A 21,006-nucleotide genomic window follows, 5' to 3' on the forward strand; every position below is an offset into this window, starting at 1 on the left:
TTTACAGTAACATTTGCCTAAGTTCTGTAATTAATCTAGCCGTTGTCAATCTAAAACCCCAGATCCATTTTAGCAGATTCGGCCTCTGCAAATACTTGTTCATCGGGCATTTCTTGCCAGTCAATATCCCCAATTTCTCTGTAGAATTGCTCGTCGTAAGGACGAGTTTGCACGACTACGGGCATCGGTACGGCGTGGCCCAAAACTAATGCTTGCTGTTTCGAGTCGAGTTTTGCCAAAACAGAACGCAAACTCTGCCCTCCAGAAACGCCGGTAAAAATAGCATCGATGTCTTTATCGTCGTTTAGTAAGGCTGTAATCCGCGTTCCGACTTGCGACATGACTTCGGCGTCGATGCCGGAGGGACGCTGGTCTACAATCAGCAGAGTTACGAAGTATTTTCGCATTTCTCTGGCGATCGTACCGAAAATAGTCGATCGCACGATCGCCGGATCGAGAAAACGGTGAGCTTCCTCAATGGTAATCACTAACGGTTGCGGCTTGTCGCACGGATTTTTGCTCATCAAAAACTTCTCAGCTTTCCGCACGTAAGATGCGTGAATGCGGCGAGTAATCACATTTGCCGCTAACATATACGACAGCAAATCCGAGTGCGAACCGAACTCAATTACTACATTTTTGCCACCATCTAAACACTGCAAAACTTCAGTTACATAATTTTTTGGACAGCGTTTGCGAATATATTTCAAATCATTCAACCGCTCTAATTTGCGCTGCAAAGCCATAATCGAAGACTTATTTCCCCGCTTTTCTTCACAAAACATTTGAATATCTTCGTTGGTCATTTCCAGCAACTTGTTAATCCAACCCTTGCCCAACTCATTGCGTAAAATAATCGCATTTTCGATACTAGCTTCCGACAAATTTAACTCCCGCTGCACCAGCGAGATATCTTCCACTTCAATTTCCTCGAAACTCAAAAACAACTCTTGAGCATCGCGGACTCCCCGGCGTTTTGTCGATTCTGGATCGAGAGTATAAATCTGAATTTTATCGGGAAACAACTGCCGCAAACCTTTAACAGTGCTAAATTGTTTTCCTTCGGAAACCGCTTCCCACCCGTACTCAGAGTGCATATCAAAAATTAGATTAACAGCAGCTTGTTTACGAATAATTCCCGATAAAAGCAAGCGCGTCAGAAAAGATTTTCCGGTTCCAGACTTGCCAAAAACTCCGTTGCTGCGTTCCACAAATCGATCTAAATCCAAGCACACAGCAACGTCCATGTCAATCGGTTTGCCGATCGCAAAATTGCAACGGTACGGGTCATCTTCCCAGCCAAAAACCGCCCTAAAATCGGTTTCTTTGGCATCAAACACCTGGGAAAAGTGACTGGGAATCGTTTTAACCGGCAGCAGTTCCATATCGGCGCCACTTTGCGCCTCAAAAGAGCCCAAATTTCCTAACGCCACCTTTTTCTCAGGGACTCCGTTACCTGTTGGATTGAAGATTGCTTGAGATTTTTCTTTTTCCGCAGTCAGCATCAACATGGGCGCAAGCTCGATCGTACCGTAGGTGCTGCTACCGGCGAGGACTGCGATTAGAAAATCGTCGTTGGGGTTGGGAGGGTTGGATAAAATGCGTCCGCTGGATGTTCCGAGAGACACGTCGGTGAGCATACAGAAAAAGTGCGATCGCACCCCCCGCACTACTAGAAATTTCCCCACCCTCATATCTTCCACCGAAACATCTGCGTGCAGTCGCACTTCTAATCCCTTGCTCAGAGAACCTTGAATAACAGAGCCTAACGGTTTGTCATTAGTCATTTGTCAGTTGATTAGTTGTCAGTTGATTAGTTGTCAGTTGATTAGTTGTCAGTTGATTAGTTGTCAGTTGTCAGTTGTTATTCGTTTATTAGTTATTCGTTTATTAGTTATTCGTTTATTAGTTATTCGGTAATTATTAGCAACTGCCAACTAGCAACTAATCAACTGCCAACTGCCAACTAGCAACTGTCAACTGCCAACTGTCAACTGCCAACTGTCAACTGCCAACTGTCAACTGCCAATTACCATTCCGATTCTAGTGGCAATTCAAAAAAACTCGGACTCATATCTATATCGGCCAAATCGGTTTCGCTCAAATAAGCATCGGTCAAAAATACCCCTTTAAAACTTGCGCCTTTGAGGTTAGTACCTTTCAGGTTAGCACCTCTGAGATTGACTCGGAATAAATTAGCATCGCTCAAGTCTGCCTCAGTTAAATCTGCTCCCTCCAAATTTACTCTCATCAAATCTGCTTTTCGGAGGTCAGCTTCGGTTAACTTAGCGCCGCTGAGGTCAGCTTTTGTCAAGTCTACACCTCTCAAGTCTGCCCCGCTCAAGTTAGCGAACAGCAAAGTAGCTCCAGTGAAATCTGTCCCCCTCAAATCGGCATCCCTTAAATTAGCGCCGCTGAGGTCAGCCCTTGTTAAGTCTACACCCCGGAGGTCAGCAGAACTCAAGTTTACTTGGTGTAAAATTGCGCCGCTTAAATCTGCTCCTCTCAAATCTGTTTGCTCCAAGTTTGCACCTTTGAGGTAAGCTTTTTTTAAGCTAGCTCTGCTGAGGTCTACATTTTTGAGATTAACCGAACTTAAGTTAGAACCGCTCAAATTAGCTCCGCTTAAATCTGACCCGTTTAAGTCGGCTCCGGTTAAGTTTACCCCTTGCAGCGATACATTGGGAGCAATTAAATAAGCTCCGCCCAGAGCGGGATCAATGCCTTCGGAAAACAATGTTTTGTTGCTATAAACTGCTTTCTCTAAAATCGTGCCGCTCAAACTAGCTTCCCTCAAGTCCGCTGCGCTGAGGTTGGCTCCTGCTAAGTTTGCCCGATCGAGTTTTGCGCCAAATAAAATAGCTTTGTATAAGTTTGTCCGCCGCAAATCGGCTCCTTTTAAATCGGCTTCGGTCAAATCTACCATAGCCAGATTTAAGCCAGGGAGCGAAGCATTGGGAGCTAGCAAAAATGCTCCCATTGCACCAGGGTCAATATCGTCAGGAAAAATAGTCCGGTTGTTGTAGACGGCCTTGTCTAAAATCACGCCGCTCAACTGAGAACCGCGTAAATCCGCCCCGCTGAGGTTGGCTCTGGTTAAGTTGGCTTCCTGGAGATTTGCTCCCACTAAATTAGCCTTGATCAAACTTGCTTGTTTGAGATTGGCTTGACTGAGTTCTGCTCCTACGAGAGTAGCTTCTCGGAGGACAGCACCGGTCAAATCGGCTCTAGTGAGATTGGCTAAATTGAGAAATGATTCAGCTAAATCCGCACCGCACAGATTGGCGCCGGTGAGGTCGGCTTCAATCAGGTCTGCATACCTAAGCATAGCGCCGCTGAGGTTGGTTTCTCGGAGGTCTGTTCCCCTGAGGTTGGCTCCCCGGAGTTCCGCACCCCCGAGGTTGGTGCCTTTAAGCGCTTGTCCCCTGAGGTCGAGCCGGTGCAGAAAGTCACCAACGTTCATGTCCATGTCAAATTTGCTCTATTTAATGCTCAACCTAGCTTGGCATTCCGATGGCTTAATCGGGAAGATGGCAAAAACTGTAGATTTTTTGAGGTTCGAGCCTCGCGCACTCTCCCACCACTTGTTCGAGGGGGAATGTCTCGCGATCGAGCTGGACTTGCAGGGTTTTGAGCGGATCGGCACCGGAGGAAACCATGAATTCTAATTTTTGCAAATCCGACCAGGTGGCTATTTCGCCGAGAATTTGACCGATCGCCTTGACGTAAGGATGGTTTGGATCTTTGTACCAATCGGGGGTTGCGAGTCCGGCTTGATCAAAGCCGAGGTGAACGATGAGGGAGCCTTCTCCGAACAGCGCTATACCTACCGGCCGCGCTTCTTCTTGCAGCAGTAAATCGCGACTTGTTACCAACTGCCGCAGTTTTTCGAGGTGTTCGTACCGATTTTGGATGGCAGAATCTTCCTCTTTTCCTTCTTCCCTCTTCCCTCTTCCCTCTTCCTTCTTCGCTCTTCCCTCTTCCTTCGCTTCGCCCCACTGAATCGCCACTGTTACTAAATAAGTTTGCAGTAGCAGATGACCGAGTTTTTCGGCTTTTGTTGCCAGATAGATCGAGTTGTAATCTGTGGCTTCAATTAGTAAGGGGACGCGATCGGCAACTTCAATCCCGTAACCTTTCAAACCGGCAATTTTGCGCGGGTTGTTGGTAATCAACCGAATTTTTTGAACTCCCAAATCGTTGAGCATTTGCGCTCCGACGCCGTAGTTCCGCAAGTCGGCGGGAAATCCCAACCGTTCGTTGGCTTCTACGGTATCGTATCCCAAATCTTGCAGCGAGTAAGCTTTTAGTTTATTTACCAATCCAATCCCCCGACCTTCTTGGCGCAAGTAAACTATGACGCCAGCACCGGCACTTTCGATCATTTTCAGTGCCGCTTGCAGTTGCATCCGACAGTCACAGCGCAGGGAACCCAAAGCATCGCCGGTCAGACATTCGGAATGTACTCGCACCATCACGGGTTTGTCTTTAAATTCTGCCGGATCGCCCTTGACAATAGCAACGTGTTCTGAATTGTCTTGAGTGTCGCGGTAGGCGTAAATCATAAAATCGCCGAATTCCGTGGGCAATTTGGCGACGGTTTCGCGGCGGACGAATCGATCGTGCTTGAGTCGGTAGCTAATTAAGTCAGCAATACTGATTATTTTGAGGTTGTGGGTTTTGGCGTAGTCGATTAATTCGGGCAACCTCGCCATCGAACCGTCGGGGTTTTGAATTTCGCAGATCACGCCGCTGGGATACAGGCCGGCGAGTCTGGCGAGGTCAACCGAGGCCTCGGTGTGGCCGGCGCGTTTGAGGACGCCACCGTCGATCGCCCGCAGGGGGAAAATGTGACCGGGACGGCGCAAGTCTTGAGGTTTGGTGTCCGGGTGGATTGCTACTTGGATGGTGCGCGCCCGGTCTTCGGCGGAGATACCGGTACTGACGCCGTTAACTGCATCGATGCTGACGGTGAAGGCTGTTTGGTTGTTGTCGGTGTTTTTGCTGACCATCAGGGGCAGTTCCAGGCGATCGAGCCTTTCGCCACTCAATGCTAGACAAATCAAACCCCGCGCGTTCACGGCCATAAAATTGATGTTGTCGGGGGTGGCGAATTGGGCGGCACAAATCACGTCGCCTTCGTTTTCGCGATTTTCGTCATCGACTACTACCACCATGTGACCTGCTTTGAGGTCTGCGAGGGCGCTGTCAATTGAGTCAAATTGAAAGGATTGAGTTGAGGTGTTGTTATTTGGCACTGAGAAGTTCAAGCTATAAACTGTATTGTTATGGAAATAGAATCTATTTTTGATTGTAACCTTTTGTTTCCGGCAGGGGCCTTCCCCGATCGAGATGAGTTTGACAATATTTCTAAAGTCACTTACTATAATTATTGCATCTTGTCAACAAAATCTCTCCAAAATATTTCATGAGCTTGACTGAGATCGCGAATATTTTAGATAAACTTTACTTCCAAGCTCCTAATTGCTTAATTATAATGTTGATTGTTTGGAGACAATGTGCGATCGGGCAAAAGCAATATTGAAATTAGGGCGGATTACTACGAGATTGTGGCTAATGAAGTAGATGATTTTTTGAGGAAGGCTGACATTTAAAATATCTGCCCGGTGGCACAATATTAATATCCCGTCAAATTCTCCCAACCATGAATAACTGGCCGAAATTCCTCCCCCATCCTACATCATGGGCAAAAGGATTTGCCTTAAGCATTAGCTTTTGGCTGATTATTTCTGTGCTGTGGCCCAATGCTTACTACTATTCCTACCGATTTAGCAGGACATACTGGTACACCATCAGGAACTCTGACTTTCAAGCCGTAATCGCATTTGCTTGGTTATGCCAAATCTTGTTATTTGCTTTTTATCACTGGGGAGTAACGAAGGTTGCCGAGTGGGGGGAAATCCGCAGGCACAATCAGCAACCGCCGACTGTATCGGCTTGGCAGCACTGGAGGGAAGGCATTATCGCATTTCTGACGCTACCTGCTGGGATTTTGATGGGAATTCCGGCTATCGCCATTTTTATGCTACCCGTCAACAGCTCTTCGGGCGCTCTCATTTCTTTAATTCTAGGAACTGCGATCGCATCTGCTTACCTGTATCATTTCCGCTTTGCAAAGCTGCTTAAAATTCTTTTTAAATTCTTAGGGATTTTCTATGCAGACCTTCTAAAGATATTTGAACTCCTGTTAGTTCCAATAGTAAGTGGTACCCCGTTTTTTGTGCTAACTGTTGTGACGGCCCAAATCATGCCAAAACAGCTACTGCCGCTGACAACCTTTCTGTTAGTTATTTGCGTACTGCTGAGCGGAATAGTGGGATATGCAGCTTTGCAGTATTGGTCAGCGCATCTAGTTAATTGGGCCGCGACGTGGTGGCCCGCTGACTCTCCTGGTTACAGTCGCCTTCAAGCCCGAAAAGCCTGGAAACACAACAAAACAGCAACTAGCCAATCTTTTACTCGGCACACAACCAGTTGGCACTTAGCGGCTAACGACGCTACCAACCTAATTTACCTAAATTTCATATCGCTCATCCTCGCTTTTTTCGGTTATGTGCTGTTTGGAGATTTGTCGGAGTTGACACAAACGCAAGAAGAGATTTTAGGATTGGTTGCGGTGCTAACTTGGGCGGCGCTGTGGCATTTCTGGGGGTGGCGTCGCGAAGTTGAAATTGCCAGAGGTAAGCCGGAGGCTAAGAAAAGTCAGAGTTCAGCTAAGAAAAAGCGATCGCCCAATTCTAACTCACCGCCTGCGAATCCGGTAGAACAAGAGCTAAATCAGCTCAAAGCCACAACTGGAATGAATCGGATGAAGCCTGTGAGACGATCGACCCAGCCAACTCCTGAAGTTCCTCAATGGTATGTGTTTCGCAGCGGAGAAGCCAAGGGGCCCTATACCAAATTGCAATTATGGGAGGTTCAGGAAATCACAGCCCGAACCAAAGTGCGGCGCGAACAAGCCGAGTGGCAGCGCGCCGGTGAAATTCCCGAACTAGGGGCGTACCTCACTCAAAAATAAGACAGTTAAATAATTCACTCTAAAAACTATTTTCGGCGGGGCTGAACGCTTCTCCACAGCTTTAAATATTCACGTCGAACAGATTAATCAATCTCGTCAGCTAAACTTTCGGGCAAATCGAGTTCGATAATTGACTGCATTGCCCGCATTTCGCCCTAAAAAAAAGCCCTCAACTTTGTGAGGGCTTTGCGATGCCAAGACGGAGACTTGAACTCCGGACACGTGGATTTTCAGTCCACTGCTCTACCAACTGAGCTATCTCGGCTTGTTTTTTTACGCTTAACCACCTTAACAGACACATAGGCAATTTAGCAAGCACTTTTCTAAAATAATTTTTAGATCGCCCGGAACCGCCCGCCTGTAATGTAAAAGCTGCACGCCTAAAATCCAAAAATCGCAATGACACAGCAACATCGGGGCAATGGGGGCAAGAGTCTGCTTGTCTTGGGCATAATTTGGCTGCTGGGGGCAATTAGCGATCGCCTCTGGTTTGCCCTCGATCAATCTGTCCCCGCGTGGGATCAGGCAGAATACCTCACGAGTACCCTGAATTACTTGCAGGCGTTGCAGCATCCTCAGTGGTTTTCCGGGGAGTGGTGGACAAACTTCTGGCTGCTTTCGACGAAAATTCCGCCCCTGGTGTATATCTTAACGGTTCCGTTTCTTCAGGCTTTTGGTACCGGGGGCGATCGGGCAACCCTCGTTCATTTACTATTTAGTGCAATTCTCCTCGCCTCAGTCTATAGTCTGGGCGTCCAATTATTTAACCGGCAAGTCGGTTTGTGGGCCGCTGCTATTTGCGTTTTGTTGCCGGGACTTTATCGGTTCCGCTTGCAATTTTTGCTCGACTATCCCCTCACTGCTGCGATTACTTTTGCTTTCTATTGTCTGACAATGTGGAAGCAAGAAGGTTCGGCAGCGGATTTTGTAACGGATGTAACGGATAGACTGAAGTTGGAAGAAGGAACTAAAAAGAAGCATAAATTCTCCCCATCGGGGGCGGGCACGGGGGCACCGCCCCTACATACCCTCTCCCCGTCATCTTTCTTTTGGGCGATCGCCTTTGGAATTTCTCTCGGCTTATCAATATTAGTTAAACACACTACAGTCTTATTTCTGTTTACCCCGATTGTGTGGTTGGCTGTGGGTGCTGTGCGGCAAAAAGCTTGGGGAAGATTAGGTCAATTAACTGGTGCTTTGTTGCTGTCGGCGGCGGTGTTTGGGCCGTGGGCAAAAACCAATTGGCTGTTAATTTTGACTGGGGGAAAACGGGCAACGGTGGATTCTGCGATCGCCGAAGGAGATCCAGCCCTCAATACGATCGACGCTTGGATTTACTACTGTCAGCACTTACCAGAACAGGTTTCTTGGCCTCTGTTACTTGTTCCCTTAGTAGGCTTGATACTTTATTGGCGTCGTCGGAAAAATAGTTCGTCAATCTTGCATCTCAACTCCTGTCGCTGGCTGGCTGTTTTCTGGGGAGGAGCTTATTTAATTAATTCTCTAAATATCAACAAAGACGACCGATATGTGATACCTTATTTGCCAGTTTTATCTATTTTATTAGCCTACTGTTTAACGCTGTGGCCTTCTCGGTGGGGACGACAAATTCGCTGGGGTACAATTGGCTTGGCAATTCTGGCCATGCTGTTCCATATCTTGCCGCTGGGAGGTGCTTTTGGACATAGCTTAGTTCAAATTATCAGTCCCGGCAATTCTAACTATCCTTACTTGGGTAAAGAGTGGCCCCACCGTGAGGTAATTGCAGAAATTATTGATAGGGAACCTTATTTGCAATCTACTTTAGGCGTGTTGCCTTCGACACCGGAAATTAACCAGCATAATTTGAATTTTTACGGTGCTTTGGCGAATTTTCAGGTTTACGGGCGGCAGGTGGGAACAAATTTAAAAGAAGTGCCGCAAGATGTGCGATCGCTCTCTTGGTTCGTAACCAAAACAGGCCCGCAAGGTTCGATTCGCGAACGGATTAAACAAGCTCAAAATGCAGCGGTTGCGGCGATTGAAAAAGGTGATAAATTTCAGTTAGATAAAACTTGGGTTTTGCCCGATTATACTAATTTAAATCTTTATCGGAAGCGAGTGCAGCCTGTCGAAATACAGCCGTTGAATGAAGCGCGATCGCAAGTACAATTAGATCGAGTTACTGTCGCTGCAACAGCAGTTCCCGGAGTCGCGCTGCCGGTGACTTATACTTGGTCTGGGCCTTGGCAGCAGTTGCAGTCTGGTTTAGTGTTCGTAACGTGGCAAAATCAGCAGTCTGGCGATATTCCACCGGGAAAGACTTTCAGGATTTTACACGATCGCGCGATCGGCCAGGCGACTTTGCATTCGGGGATGCTGGAAGCGGATAAATTTGCTGTGGGGTTTCGAGTTGTCGATCGCACAGCGATGCTTCCTCCTGCTAATATTGCACCGGGAAATTACAATCTGCAAGCTACTTATCTAAATCGAAAAACTGGCGAAACTTATCCGATTAATGTGCCGACAGTTAGTGTTAAGATAGACGCAGAGCCTGGGAAAGAGAATAAAGCGCCTGGAAACGAGGATAATACAGATAAGCCTGAGTTAGATTTGGTGACTCAATTGCGGGCGATGGCGGTTAATTTACCCAAAGGATTGCCCGGTTTAGAACCAGTGTTCGAGCAGATTGGGCGCATTAATCAGTACGATCCAACTCAGGATTATACAGTGCAAGCGGAACAAGCGTTAGAATATCGGCTGAAGCAAGAACCAAATAATCTAGAATTGGCTTATGCTTTGGCATTTTCTCGGGTATTGCAGCAAAATGTCAAAAGTGCGATCGCAGCCTTAGAAAAAGTTACCCAACTCGACTCAAAAAACCCTTACGCTTACGCCTATCTCGCTTTTGTACACCTGTACGGCTGGCATCCCAAAGCCGCTCAAACTGCCTTAAAACCTGCTCTCGCTCTCAACTCCAACCTACCGGAAATTAGAGTTTTAAACGGTGTAGCGGCTCTGATGCAAGGTAATCTAATTCAAGCATGGCAAGATTTGCAATTCTTAAAAAAGTTGAAAGTTTAACAATCCTTTTTATTGTGGCACGGGCGTCCCGCCTGTGCTTCTAAATCTGTAACGCCTGTGCTTATAAATGTGTAAAAAACCGAAAATCAATGAACCAACTCAGAATTGTCTCTCTAATTCCCAGTGCCACCGAAATTGTAGCAGTTTTAGGATTAACCGATGCAATTGTGGGCCGTTCCCACGAATGTGATTATCCCCCAGAAATCCAAAATTTACCTGTTTGCACTCAGCCTAAATTCAATCCCGAAGGAACTAGCAGCGAAATTCACAACCGCGTGACAGAATTGTTGCAAAATGCGCTGAGTGTCTATAAAGTAGAAATAGATACTTTGGAAAAATTGCAGCCGACTCACATTATTACTCAAGCTCAATGTGAAGTCTGCGCTTGTTCTCTAACAGAGGTTGAACAAGCAGTAAGCAGCCTGGTAAATAGCAAGCCGGAAATTATTTCTTTGCAGCCGAATCTGCTAGCAGAAATCTGGACGGATATTCAGCGAGTTGCTGATGCTTTGGGCGTAAATGGCAAAAGTGCGATCGACCTTTTGCAATCCCGCATCAATGCTATTACCTCGAAAACACAAGCATCCTCTATTATTACCACAAAAGAGAGACTTCCCAAAGTAGCTTGCATCGAGTGGATTGAACCTTTGATGGCTGCGGGTAACTGGATTCCCGAATTAGTCGCAATGGCGGGAGGCAATTCGCTGTTTGGAATTGTCGGGGAACATTCCCCTTGGCTACAATGGGAATCGCTAGTAGAAGCTAATCCCGATGTAATTATTTTCATGCCTTGCGGCTTTGATTTAAACCGCACTCGCAGCGAAGCAATGCAGATAACTAAATACGCAGAATGGGCTAATTTGCCAGCAGTAAAAACCGGGAAAGTTTACATTACTGACGGCAATTCTTACTTTAATCGGCCGGGGCCGAGATTGGTTGATTCGTTAGAAATTTTAGCAGAAATTCTCCATCCCCAAGTCTTCGATTTTGGCTATCGCGGTAAGGGTTGGCAGTCATTTTTTTCAGTTGACAGTTGACAGTTGACAGTTGACAGTTGACAGTTGACAGTTGACAGTTGATAGCTACCTCTACCTGGAAAGAAGAGAATTGGAGTAATGAATAGTCTTCTTTTAATTTCTCCCGATCAGGGTTCCGGCTTTAAACCAATTCTTTGTGGTAACTACCTGCAGCTAGCTAAAGCTTGATCTAGATTAATTCTGAATTGCCTGCCATACAAATAAGGACACAACATTGTTGTGTCCTTACTTCGCATTCATTTGACCAAATCTGATGTCATTTGATGCAAAAACGGCTATTTTTACATCCCATCAGGCGGCATCAAAACCTTGTCAATTACGTGAATCACGCCGTTGCTAGCTTTGATATCAGCTTTCACAACATTAGCGCCGCTGACAGTAACTTTGCCTGCGCTAACTGCCACCTTCAGCGAGGTACCTTCAACACTTTTAACATCGCCGGATTTCAGGCTAGTAGATAAAACCGAACCAGGAACAACGTGGTAAGTTAAAATCTTAGTAAGTTGGGCTTTGTTTTCCGGTTTGAGCAAATTCTCCACAGTTCCTTTTGGCAAAGCAGCAAATGCCGCGTCAGTCGGAGCAAAAACAGTGAAAGGGCCTTTTCCTTGTAAAGTTGTAACCAAACCTGCAGCTCCCAAAGCCTTCGTCAATGTCTTGAATTGAGCATCGCCAGATGCAATAGCGACAATATCATTAGCGGCGCCAGTTGTGGTAGGTGAAGCCATTGGTTTTGGTGAAGCCATTGGTGCTGGTGAAGCAGCGGTTTTCACATTTCCTGCAACTTGTTGAGTTGGAGTTGCATTCTTCACATTGGTGTTGGAGTTGATGTGAGCCCAAGCCGGGAAACCAATCAACGCGCTAGCGCCGATTACTCCTGCGAAACCTGTGAGTTGTTTCATCCAGCTAGGTACATTTTGATTTTTCATTACGCTTGCATTTCCTTATGAGATAAAACAGTGAACATGAATTGTTATGTTAGCCAAATCTCGACAAAAGGCAAGGTTGCCAAAGGCTTAGCTAGAGAGAAGATTCTCTGGTATTCCCGATCGACCAAAACTTCCTTACTATAACGCAAGCTGAGAAATCGGGCATCAACCGCTAAACCTGTAACTCAAAACCTCAATCACCGAACCAGTTTGGGGCAAGTCAGCAGATTTAATCGAAATCGTGTCATTATTCAATCGGCGCACCGGCGTACCATCCATCAGCCCCAAGAAGTCATCTAGCGGCACTAAATCGCACGCAGCAGCATCGGCGGCTTGGGTTTTGTAATGCGTGGGAATCACCATCTTTGGTTTGAGAATTTGCAAAGTTTGCTTTGCTTCCGCCGGAGTGTAAGATTTCGGCCCTCCGCCCACGGGAATCAGCACGATATCCGGCCGCCCAATCAGGATTTGTTCTTCAATGCCGATCGGGCCAGCAACTCCACCCAAGTGTAAAATCTTAATACCGGCTTGCAGCCAGAGCCAAGCCACATTGACCCCAAATCGCCTTCCTCCCTCACGGTCTTTTTCCGTGCGAATCCCTTGAATCCTCAGCCCGTTCGATCGATAAGCCCCAGGCTCGTACAAAAGGCCGGGATTGCCCGAAAATCCGTCCACCGCCCCTTCATCGAGCAATCTGCTGCTAATCAGAATCAAATCAGTGGGTACTTTGGGAGAGCGATAGCCTGCCGTACAGCCCAGGGGGCGAAAAGGATTCACCAGCACCCTCGCACCGCCTCCGGCGAACAAGAAGCAAGTGTGGCCCAACCACTGAATCGACAAAGCATCAGCAGTTTGAGCTTGATAGCTTTCCCATCCAGATGGTAAACCAGTTGCTAAAGCTGCTAGCAAACCCGTCTGTGCGTAACGTATTAATTGTCGCCGTTTCATCTTGTGGTTGGGGTTGTCGGGTGTTGGTCGTTTGTTGTTATACCACAAAACACAGTCAGTCGATTTTAGATTTTAGATTTTAGATTTTAGATTTACTCCACAGATGAATCTGGGATATTGAACTTTGGTCTAAAATTTGGGCTTCACCGCGACGATTTTCGGAGGCTTGTATCCTTTTGTGGGCGGTTCAGATGCGAAAATGTGCACCCTAGTCTTACCGTAAGGTTCGCTCTTATAGCACCCGACAAATTCAGAGAAATTCAACTAAGTAAATCCACTTAATTAAACGTAAAATACGGCTCGCTAAAAAGCTGGCTGTGTATGTTTTATTCCTTCTTCCTTCTACCTTCTTCCTTCTACCTTCTTCCTTCTTCCTTCTTCCTTCTTCCTTCTTTTCACCCTGAGCGAAGCCGAAGAGCCTTCTTCCTTCTTCCTTCTACCTTCTTCCTTCTACCTTCTTCCTTCTACCTTCTTCCTTCTTCCTTCAACTTAAAGCCGTTCTAAGAAATTTCGCAATAATTGCTTTCCCGAAGTTGTCAAAATACTTTCCGGGTGAAACTGTACACCTTCAATGTGCGGATATTCCCGGTGCCGCACGCCCATAATAGTTCCGTCTTCAACCCAAGCCGTAATTTCCAAAACTTCTGGACAACTCTGCTTTTCAATTACCAAACTGTGATAGCGAGTTGCAATCATCGGGGATTCGACGCCCTGAAAAACTCCGACTCCTGTGTGTTCTACCTGAGAAGTTTTGCCGTGCATCAACACGGGTGCAGAAACAATTTTGCCCCCGAATACTTGACCGATACTTTGATGTCCGAGGCACACGCCTAAAATTGGTAAAGTCGGGCCCAATTCTTTGATTAATTCCAGAGAAATTCCCGCATCTTCCGGCCGCCCCGGGCCTGGAGAAATCACTACGGCTGCTGGCTGTAATTGTCGAATTTCTGCTAAGGAAATTTGGTCGTTGCGATAGACTTGAACTTCGCTGGCTACGGGCAACTCGGCACCTAGTTCTCCTAGATACTGTACCAAATTGTATGTAAAACTGTCGTAGTTATCGATGACTATAATCACGGGTTAAGTTAGATTTTAGGTTTTAGATTTTAGATCTTAGATTGACTCGCTGCCTGAAAACAAGGGTTTCAAGATTTTAGATAGATGCCGAAGATAAAAATAGCTGCAATATAGACGAATAAAACTCAAAATCTCAAATTGGTCATCTAAAACCTAAAATTTTATGGGCCCAATAAGTTACTGACGGGCGATCGCAATTTGAACGACTGCCCACAAAGGAGGAAGCAGAAGTGCTGTACCAACGATGATCGCAGCCATTGCCGATACCAGAACCGCTCCGGCACCGCAGTCTTTGGCAATTTTGGCTAGTTCGTGGTAAGATTGCCCGACTGTCAAGTCTACCACGGATTCGATCGCCGTATTCAACAGTTCCATGGCTAAAACTATGCCAATGGTGACGCCGATCACAGATATTTCTACCGGTTGTAGTTGCAAAAATAGTCCGAGTCCGATCGCCAAAGTGCCAATAACTGTGTGAATCCGAAAATTGCGCTGAGTTTCAAAAGCATAACTCAGCCCCCCCCAAGCGTATCTAAAACTCGTAGCTAAGCTAGATGCGATTTTCCAGGACAGCTCTCGGTTGTATTTCAAGGCTTTTTTAGGCTCGTGGACTGTCTGGCTAGAAGAGTCTTGAGGCATGGGCAGAAACTGTGCGACTTGTGATGAAATTGAGGGTCTATCTAGTGTCATAAAGAACCAACTTTAATTTACAGAGATGAATGAAAGCTAAACTTTTCAAATTAACTTCATCAAGTCTAGGTAACTTTTCTCAGTTTTTACTAAAGTTCTGGTTTAATTTCAGAAAGTTATGTTGGGCTTGACATGATTTGTTAAATAACCATCAACTTCAGTTATGCTGTTTGGATCGTAAGACCGATCGCCCGTAGCAGTGTTTCTTGTCTGTCTAGCATTTGAGTCAGACTCTCCTCATCCGGGTGATCCCAGCCCAAAAGGTGTAGAAAACCGTGGGCTGCGAGCCAAGCTAATTCGGTTTTCAGCGGATGTCCTTGCTGCTGGGCTTGTCGCTGAGCCGTATCGATCGAGATTACGATATCACCCAAGTATAAGGGTTCAGAGGACTGCATTTCCTCTAATTGAGGACAGTCTACCTCTAAAGCTGCGAAAGCTAGTACATCCGTCGGTCGATCGAGCTGGCGGTACTGGAGGTTTAGGGCTTGCATCTCCGGATCGGCGGTTAAACGCAGACTGACTTCGTAGCCAGGGGCGGATGGCACATCCGCCTCTTGGTTTTCCAGCCAAACGCTAAACCAATTTTCCCAAGTTTCGGTTGAAATTTCCCCGCTGGCTGCACTTTCAGGGAGGTTGGAACCGTCGGCAGACGATCGGGCTAGCCCATAACAGTCTTCGACGTTGACCTCAATTAGCATTTTCAGCATTTTTTGTCAAGCAATTTATTCAATTTTTGGGCAATTTCACATTGGGCAGGCTAATCGACTTTTTGCTTTTAGCTGGCAGATTACAGGAATCTGTGGAAGATTGCAACGGGTCGATCGCGCGATCGGACAAAACGGCCGGGAGCATCTCACTTTTGCAGCCAAGCTATAAATTGAAGGCAGGAGACAGGAGACAGGAGACAGGAGGAAAGAGGAAGAAAGAAGGAGTCAAAAGAAGTGTTTTTACAAATATGAGATGCTCCCAAAGGGCCCGCTATGGAACCCGCACAGGCGCGTGAGTGTGTGTATCGACGAGGTTTCCAGCGCCCGGTGTTCTAAGAGTTGAAATAGCGATCGAGAAAAGCCAAACCGACGAGTACGCCCAAAAGTCCAGCCGCCGTCAAAGCAAAATGAAACAAAGAAGTCGCCCGCTTGCGAACCATATTCCGCATCGCCAGCTTGACATAACTCGGTGGAGGTGCATTGTTTGTCGGCGCTGTCGGAGTTTCGGCGGCGAGCTCTTCGGAGGCGGGAGTTGTGGAGGGAGGTTGACTCATAGCGGTTAGTTTAGAAGGTTAACAGAGGGGCTGCTGAAGACAGACTCGCCACGATGGTAACAAAAATGTAACGTTTTGTGTAGGATTTTTTAGGTCTCAGACGGCAGGAGGCTGGTTTCCCGCAACGCCAGAATCAGCCCAAACAGCATCGGCTTCGGACAGCGGGGGCATTAACTGGGCCGTATAATCCAGAGTAATGTCATAGGCGGCGCGATCGTACACTGTATTCAACAACGCCTGCAATTCTACAATTGGTTCCACATCGCCCGCGCGCAAAGGCAAAGGAAAACAAGGAATCGCATCCTGTAGATTAAAAACGTATAAATCCGCCCTAGGTCTTTGATTGCTCCGACTCACCAAAATCCGATAATGAGCTGCAATATCATTGTCCAAAACCGGGAGAGGTTCCCAACCCCGCAACAAATCAACCTCCACAAAATTAGTGCGACTTCCGAATATCTTATCCCGCTTTTCCTCATACATTTCGCATCTTTTTCCCGGACGTTTATTAGCAGGTGAAAGAACTTCAATCACCGTCACAACTTCCTTAGTTGCCATATCTATCACCTCCAAATACCCTTCTCTCACCTCCTCAGACATCGCCAATCTTATTTTCAAAGGTTCAGTAGTTCGTGTAGCGACAGCCACATTCGATGTACTTGGATTTGGAGAAACGGGATTGCACAGGATAGAAACATCAGCAGGCATTCCGACTAACAGAGATTGTTCTCCCTTGAGTTCATAAATTCGCTTTTCAATCGCCACTCGATATTTTGGCACCAGTTGCGGAACCATAGCATCTGCGATCGCCACTATCAACCGATTATGTACTTCTGGCCAAAAGTCAGGACTTTCTAAATAAGGATTCATCCCCGGAAATGGATTAGGCATTGATTTAACTCCTCTTGATTTAGCTACTTAGGACTTATGCACGGGTGGCCAGAAACCGGGTTTTTGCTCCAAGACTTCGTTACAGCCCGCAAAAACCGCAAAAAACCCGGTTTCTTTGATTTTGATGCGTCCAGCCACTGTTATCATCCCCTCAATCCCCTTTCCCGCAACCAAGCATCAGCCCAAACAGCATCCGGTTCCGACAGCGCAGGAACCGGTTCTGTCGTATAATCGATTCTAAAATCATAGGCGGCGCGATCGTAAACCCCATTTAATAACGCTTGTAAATCTACAATTGGTTCCACATCGCCTCCGCGCAAAGGCAAAGGAAAAGCCGGAATTGCATCCGGTAGATTAAACAAATACAAATCAGCCGCGGGGCGACAATCTCCCCGACTCACCAAAATCCGATAACTTCCCTCAATATCATTCCCAAAAACAGGCAAAGGTTGGTAACTTCGCAGCAAGTCAATTTCCACTAAGTGCGATCGACTTCCGAACACCTTATACCGTTTTTCCTCATACATCTCCCGCCCTTTGCCGCGCTTGTTAGTCGGCGAAAGCACTTCTATTACTGTAACTACTTTCTTAGTTTCCTGTTCTATTACCTGCAAATAACTTTCTCTAACTTCCACCGTTGTAGGCACTCTCACTCTCACAGCCGTCACAGGCGGCGACATGACAGCAACATTTCCAGTGCTAGAAGTTGCTGGAATTGGCGATCGCTGCACGGCCACATCGGGAATACCGACCAATAAAGCATCTTCCCCGCTGATTTGATAAATTCTTTGTTCAATGTCCACTAAATACTTAGGCAGCAGTTGCGGAGTCAAAAAATCTGCGATCGCCACTATCAACCGATTGTGAACCGCCCGCCAAAAGTCAGGACTTTCTAAATAGGGATTCATCCCCGGAAATGGATTAGGCATAGTAATATATTGTTGAAATTTTCCACTACATTAACCTCTCAATCCAGTCTCCCGCAACAAACCATCAGCCCAAGCAGCATCGGCTTCCGACAGCGCAGGAACGGGTTCGGCGGTATAATCGATTTCAAAATCATATCCCGCGCGATCGTATACTTGATTAATCAGCGCCTGTAAATCCAAAACAGGCTCTACATCTTCTGGACGTAAAGGCAAGGGAAATGCAGGAATTGGATTGGGAAGGTTGAATAAGTATAAATCTGCGATCGGACGTTGATTGCTGCGACTGACTAAAACACGACAGTCGCTTTCATGGGAATCTCCCAAAACTGGCAAAGGTTCCCCACCTCGCAACAAGTCTATTTCGACTAAATGGGTACTGCTATCAAATATTTTCTTGCGCTTACTGCCATACTTTTCTCGACCTTCCCCTCGGCGTTTATTTGCAGGTGAAAGCACTTCAATAACGGTAACAACTTCCTTTGTTGCCATGTCGATTACTTCTAAATATCCTTCCCGAAATTCTTCCGACACTGGGATTCTAACTTTTAGAGGTTCCACAGTTCGGGAAGCTACAGCAATATTAGATGATACTGGATTTGTTCGATAGCGTTTCTGTTGGATAGAGACATCAGGAATCCCTACTAATAGAGAAGTTTCACCTGGAATTTCATAAATTCGCTTTTCAATAGCGACGCGGTATTTTGGGTGTAATTGCGGAGTTAGCGACTCTTTAATCGCACTAATCAGTAAATGATGAACTTCTGGCCAAAAATCAGGATGTTCTAAATAGGGATTCATCCCCGGAAATGGATTAGGCATAATCGTACCTCCCATTGATTACTATCATTTTAGCAAACAGATTAGAAAAACGCAGACAATATCAAACAATCATCTGCGTTAATCCCCGTGCATCTGCGGTTAAAAAACTCCCCTAAAAATCACCATAACTGCTAATAGCAGCCTGCAACCTCCCCATAGCTTCATCAAGAGAAATCGACCCCAACTCCCCAGCAGCACGAGTCCGAATATTCAAACTATTCGCCTCAACCTCCTTAGCACCCACAACACACATCACCGGAATTTTATCCTTCTCAGCATTGCGAATCAACTTACCCAAACGCTCGCTACTCTCAACTTCCGCCCGAATATTCAGCGCCTTCATCCTCGCCTCCACTTCCTTAGCAAATGGCAAAAACTCCTCGCTAACAGGCAACAACCGCACCTGAATCGGCGCTAACCATATCGGGAAATCCCCCGCATACTGTTCGATTAAAATCCCGATCAAACGCTCCAGAGAACCGAAAGGAGCGCGGTGAATCATCACCGGGCGCTTGCGAGTCCCATCTTCAGCAACGTATTCCAAATCAAAACGTTCTGGCAAATTGTAATCTACCTGAACAGTTCCTAATTGCCATTCTCTATCCAACACATCTTGGAAAATGAAATCGAGTTTCGGCCCATAAAAAGCCGCTTCTCCGATTCCTTCAAAATAATTCATTCCCAAAGTTTCCACCGCGCGGCGGATGGCACCTTGCGCCTTTTCCCAAGCTTCATCGGAACCGATGTATTTCTCTAAATTTTCTGGATCGCGGAAACTCAAACGCGCCTTAAAATTCTTGAGTTGCAAACTCTTGAACACTGACAGAATCAAATCCACCACGCTCAAAAATTCAGCATCCAACTGTTCCGGCGTGACAAACAAGTGGGAATCATCCACCGTAAAGCCGCGCACCCTGGTTAAACCGCCCAATTCTCCCGATTGTTCGTAGCGGTAAACTGTGCCGAATTCGGCTAAGCGCATCGGCAATTCGCGATAGGAACGCAGTTCGCTTTTGTAAATTTGAATGTGAAAAGGGCAGTTCATGGGTTTCATCACAAAACCCTGTTCGTTTGCTGCCGCTTCTGCGTCTTCAGCCATCAGCGGAAACATATCTTCTTTGTATTTCTGCCAGTGTCCAGAAATTTTGAACAAATCAACTCTAGCAATGTGCGGTGTCACAACTTGCAAGTAGCCGCGCTTGATTTGTTCTTGTTTCAAGTAATCTTCTAAAATACTTCTCAGAATCGTGCCTTTCGGTGTCCACAAAGGCAAACCGGGGCCAACCGCATCGGCAAAAATAAATAAGCCTAATTCTTTGCCTAATTTGCGGTGATCTCGTCTTAGGGCTTCTTCTTTGCGGTGCTTGTAAGCTTCTAGCTGTTCGGGTGTTTCCCAAGCTGTGCCGTAAATGCGCTGCAACTGGGCTTTGGTTTCGTCGCCGCGCCAGTATGCTCCGGCGAGACTTTCTAGCTCGATCGCCCTTCCGTTGATTTCACTGGTATTATCCAAATGGGGCCCAGCGCACAAATCCCACCATTCGTCACCCAAATGGTAAAGAGTAATCGGTTCAATCAAACCTGCCAAAATTTCTAATTTGTAAGGTTCATTAATCTCCTTAATTCTGCGTTCTGCTTCCTCGCGGCTGACTTCTTCGCGAGTTACAGGCAATTTGCGGTTGATGATTTTGATCATTTCTTTTTTAATTGCCTTGAGATCCTTTTCAGTAAAAGGTTCGGGGCAATCAAAATCGTAATAGAAACCATTTTCAATCCAAGGGCCAATTGTGACTTGAGCCTTGGGAAATAACTTCTGTACCGCCATCGCCATAATGTGGGAGGTGGTGTGGCGAATTTTTTTTAGTGCCTCCGACTCACTCGTGCGGGGCAACTCAATCTTAACGGACTCTTCTGGAGCGGACATGGATTCTGAGCTAGACATCGGCTGAATTAGCAATTAATTTAGTTGCAGTTGCTTCTATCTTACTCAGATTGGGACAGCAAGCGCCGACTTCCGGCTGGGGCTATTGGTGTCAACTTCAGACTAGAATACTTCAAAAATCTCGCTTTTAGCTGAGTCTAGATCCCCCTAAATCCCCCTTAAGAAGGGGGACTTTGATCATCATTTCCGGTTCCCCCCTTAAGAAGGGGGGCTAGGGGGGATCGGCGGCCTCATCGTCAGACAGCAGACGGGTAGTGCGTTTGACCTTAAGTTGATACCTGTGGACTTTCTTAATTTTGAAACAGTTGCTTTTGTTGTTTTCTGTATAACAGAGCCTTCAGCTATACACACGCTGTCTGAGCCGATATTTCCCATAATTTGGGGATT

The 21,006-nt window shown here is 46.4% G+C and carries 16 protein-coding genes and 1 tRNA gene; 3 read left to right on the plus strand and 14 right to left on the minus strand.

Features of this window, described 5'->3' with window-relative positions:
- Positions 1-50 precede the first annotated feature (50 nt).
- The 3 genes from QUA58_RS06995 to ribBA form a co-directional block, all read right to left on the minus strand.
- A complete protein-coding gene (locus tag QUA58_RS06995) occupies positions 51-1,787 on the minus strand; it encodes an ATP-binding protein (protein WP_333250427.1) in 1,737 nt (578 codons plus the stop codon).
- A 242-nt stretch (positions 1,788-2,029) separates the two neighbouring features.
- Positions 2,030-3,469 carry a pentapeptide repeat-containing protein gene (locus QUA58_RS07000; RefSeq protein WP_333250426.1) on the minus strand — a complete coding sequence of 480 codons (1,440 nt, stop codon included), beginning with the start codon at positions 3,467-3,469 and terminating at the stop codon, positions 2,030-2,032.
- Positions 3,470-3,518: 49 nt separating this feature from the next.
- A complete protein-coding gene (ribBA, locus tag QUA58_RS07005) occupies positions 3,519-5,258 on the minus strand; it encodes a bifunctional 3,4-dihydroxy-2-butanone-4-phosphate synthase/GTP cyclohydrolase II (RefSeq protein ID WP_333393443.1) in 1,740 nt (579 codons plus the stop codon).
- A 407-nt stretch (positions 5,259-5,665) separates the two neighbouring features.
- Here ribBA and QUA58_RS07010 point away from each other — a divergent pair, with 407 nt between their 5' ends.
- Positions 5,666-7,039 carry a DUF4339 domain-containing protein gene (locus QUA58_RS07010; RefSeq protein WP_333393444.1) on the plus strand — a complete coding sequence of 458 codons (1,374 nt, stop codon included), beginning with the start codon at positions 5,666-5,668 and terminating at the stop codon, positions 7,037-7,039.
- 192 nt (positions 7,040-7,231) lie between these two features.
- On the opposite strand, the gene QUA58_RS07015 is transcribed toward QUA58_RS07010, so the two are convergent.
- Positions 7,232-7,304 (minus strand) — tRNA-Phe (locus QUA58_RS07015).
- A 134-nt stretch (positions 7,305-7,438) separates the two neighbouring features.
- Here QUA58_RS07015 and QUA58_RS07020 point away from each other — a divergent pair.
- The gene (locus QUA58_RS07020; protein ID WP_333393446.1) at positions 7,439-10,102 is read left to right on the plus strand and encodes a glycosyltransferase family 39 protein; all 2,664 of its coding nucleotides are present in this window, start codon (positions 7,439-7,441) and stop codon (positions 10,100-10,102) included.
- Positions 10,103-10,191: 89 nt separating this feature from the next.
- Positions 10,192-11,139 carry a cobalamin-binding protein gene (locus QUA58_RS07025; protein WP_333393448.1) on the plus strand — a complete coding sequence of 316 codons (948 nt, stop codon included), beginning with the start codon at positions 10,192-10,194 and terminating at the stop codon, positions 11,137-11,139.
- A 281-nt stretch (positions 11,140-11,420) separates the two neighbouring features.
- Here the strand turns inward: QUA58_RS07025 and QUA58_RS07030 are convergent, their stop codons facing one another.
- The 10 genes from QUA58_RS07030 to thrS all read right to left on the minus strand — a co-directional run bounded on the left by QUA58_RS07030 (position 11,421) and on the right by thrS (position 20,619).
- On the minus strand, positions 11,421-12,065 hold the full coding sequence (locus QUA58_RS07030; RefSeq protein ID WP_333250410.1) for a fasciclin domain-containing protein: 645 nt from the start codon (positions 12,063-12,065) through the stop codon (positions 11,421-11,423).
- Positions 12,066-12,230: 165 nt separating this feature from the next.
- Positions 12,231-13,013 carry an MBL fold metallo-hydrolase gene (locus tag QUA58_RS07035; RefSeq protein WP_333393450.1) on the minus strand — a complete coding sequence of 261 codons (783 nt, stop codon included), beginning with the start codon at positions 13,011-13,013 and terminating at the stop codon, positions 12,231-12,233.
- Between the two features lie 489 nt (positions 13,014-13,502).
- The gene (locus tag QUA58_RS07040) at positions 13,503-14,090 is read right to left on the minus strand and encodes an aminodeoxychorismate/anthranilate synthase component II (protein ID WP_333250407.1); all 588 of its coding nucleotides are present in this window, start codon (positions 14,088-14,090) and stop codon (positions 13,503-13,505) included.
- 177 nt (positions 14,091-14,267) lie between these two features.
- On the minus strand, positions 14,268-14,780 hold the full coding sequence (locus tag QUA58_RS07045; protein ID WP_333250405.1) for a diacylglycerol kinase family protein: 513 nt from the start codon (positions 14,778-14,780) through the stop codon (positions 14,268-14,270).
- A gap of 161 nt (positions 14,781-14,941) precedes the next feature.
- A complete protein-coding gene (ybeY, locus tag QUA58_RS07050; RefSeq protein ID WP_333250517.1) occupies positions 14,942-15,478 on the minus strand; it encodes an rRNA maturation RNase YbeY in 537 nt (178 codons plus the stop codon).
- A 341-nt stretch (positions 15,479-15,819) separates the two neighbouring features.
- Positions 15,820-16,041 carry a DUF3285 domain-containing protein gene (locus QUA58_RS07055; RefSeq protein WP_194012213.1) on the minus strand — a complete coding sequence of 74 codons (222 nt, stop codon included), beginning with the start codon at positions 16,039-16,041 and terminating at the stop codon, positions 15,820-15,822.
- Positions 16,042-16,137: 96 nt separating this feature from the next.
- Positions 16,138-16,932 (minus strand): DUF4058 family protein, encoded by a 795-nt coding sequence (locus tag QUA58_RS07060; protein ID WP_333393451.1) that lies wholly within the window; start codon positions 16,930-16,932, stop codon positions 16,138-16,140.
- 143 nt (positions 16,933-17,075) lie between these two features.
- Entirely contained in the window at positions 17,076-17,861 is a 786-nt protein-coding gene (locus tag QUA58_RS07065) for a DUF4058 family protein (protein WP_333250403.1), read from the minus strand.
- Positions 17,862-17,891: 30 nt separating this feature from the next.
- Positions 17,892-18,680, minus strand: a complete 789-nt coding sequence (locus QUA58_RS07070) for a DUF4058 family protein (RefSeq protein ID WP_333393452.1) — start codon at positions 18,678-18,680, stop codon at positions 17,892-17,894.
- Between the two features lie 112 nt (positions 18,681-18,792).
- Entirely contained in the window at positions 18,793-20,619 is a 1,827-nt protein-coding gene (thrS, locus tag QUA58_RS07075) for a threonine--tRNA ligase (protein WP_333393453.1), read from the minus strand.
- Between the last annotated feature and the right edge of the window lie 387 nt (positions 20,620-21,006).

It is taken from the genome of Microcoleus sp. N9_A1 (assembly GCF_036701795.1).
Lineage (GTDB): Bacteria > Cyanobacteriota > Cyanobacteriia > Cyanobacteriales > Microcoleaceae > Microcoleus.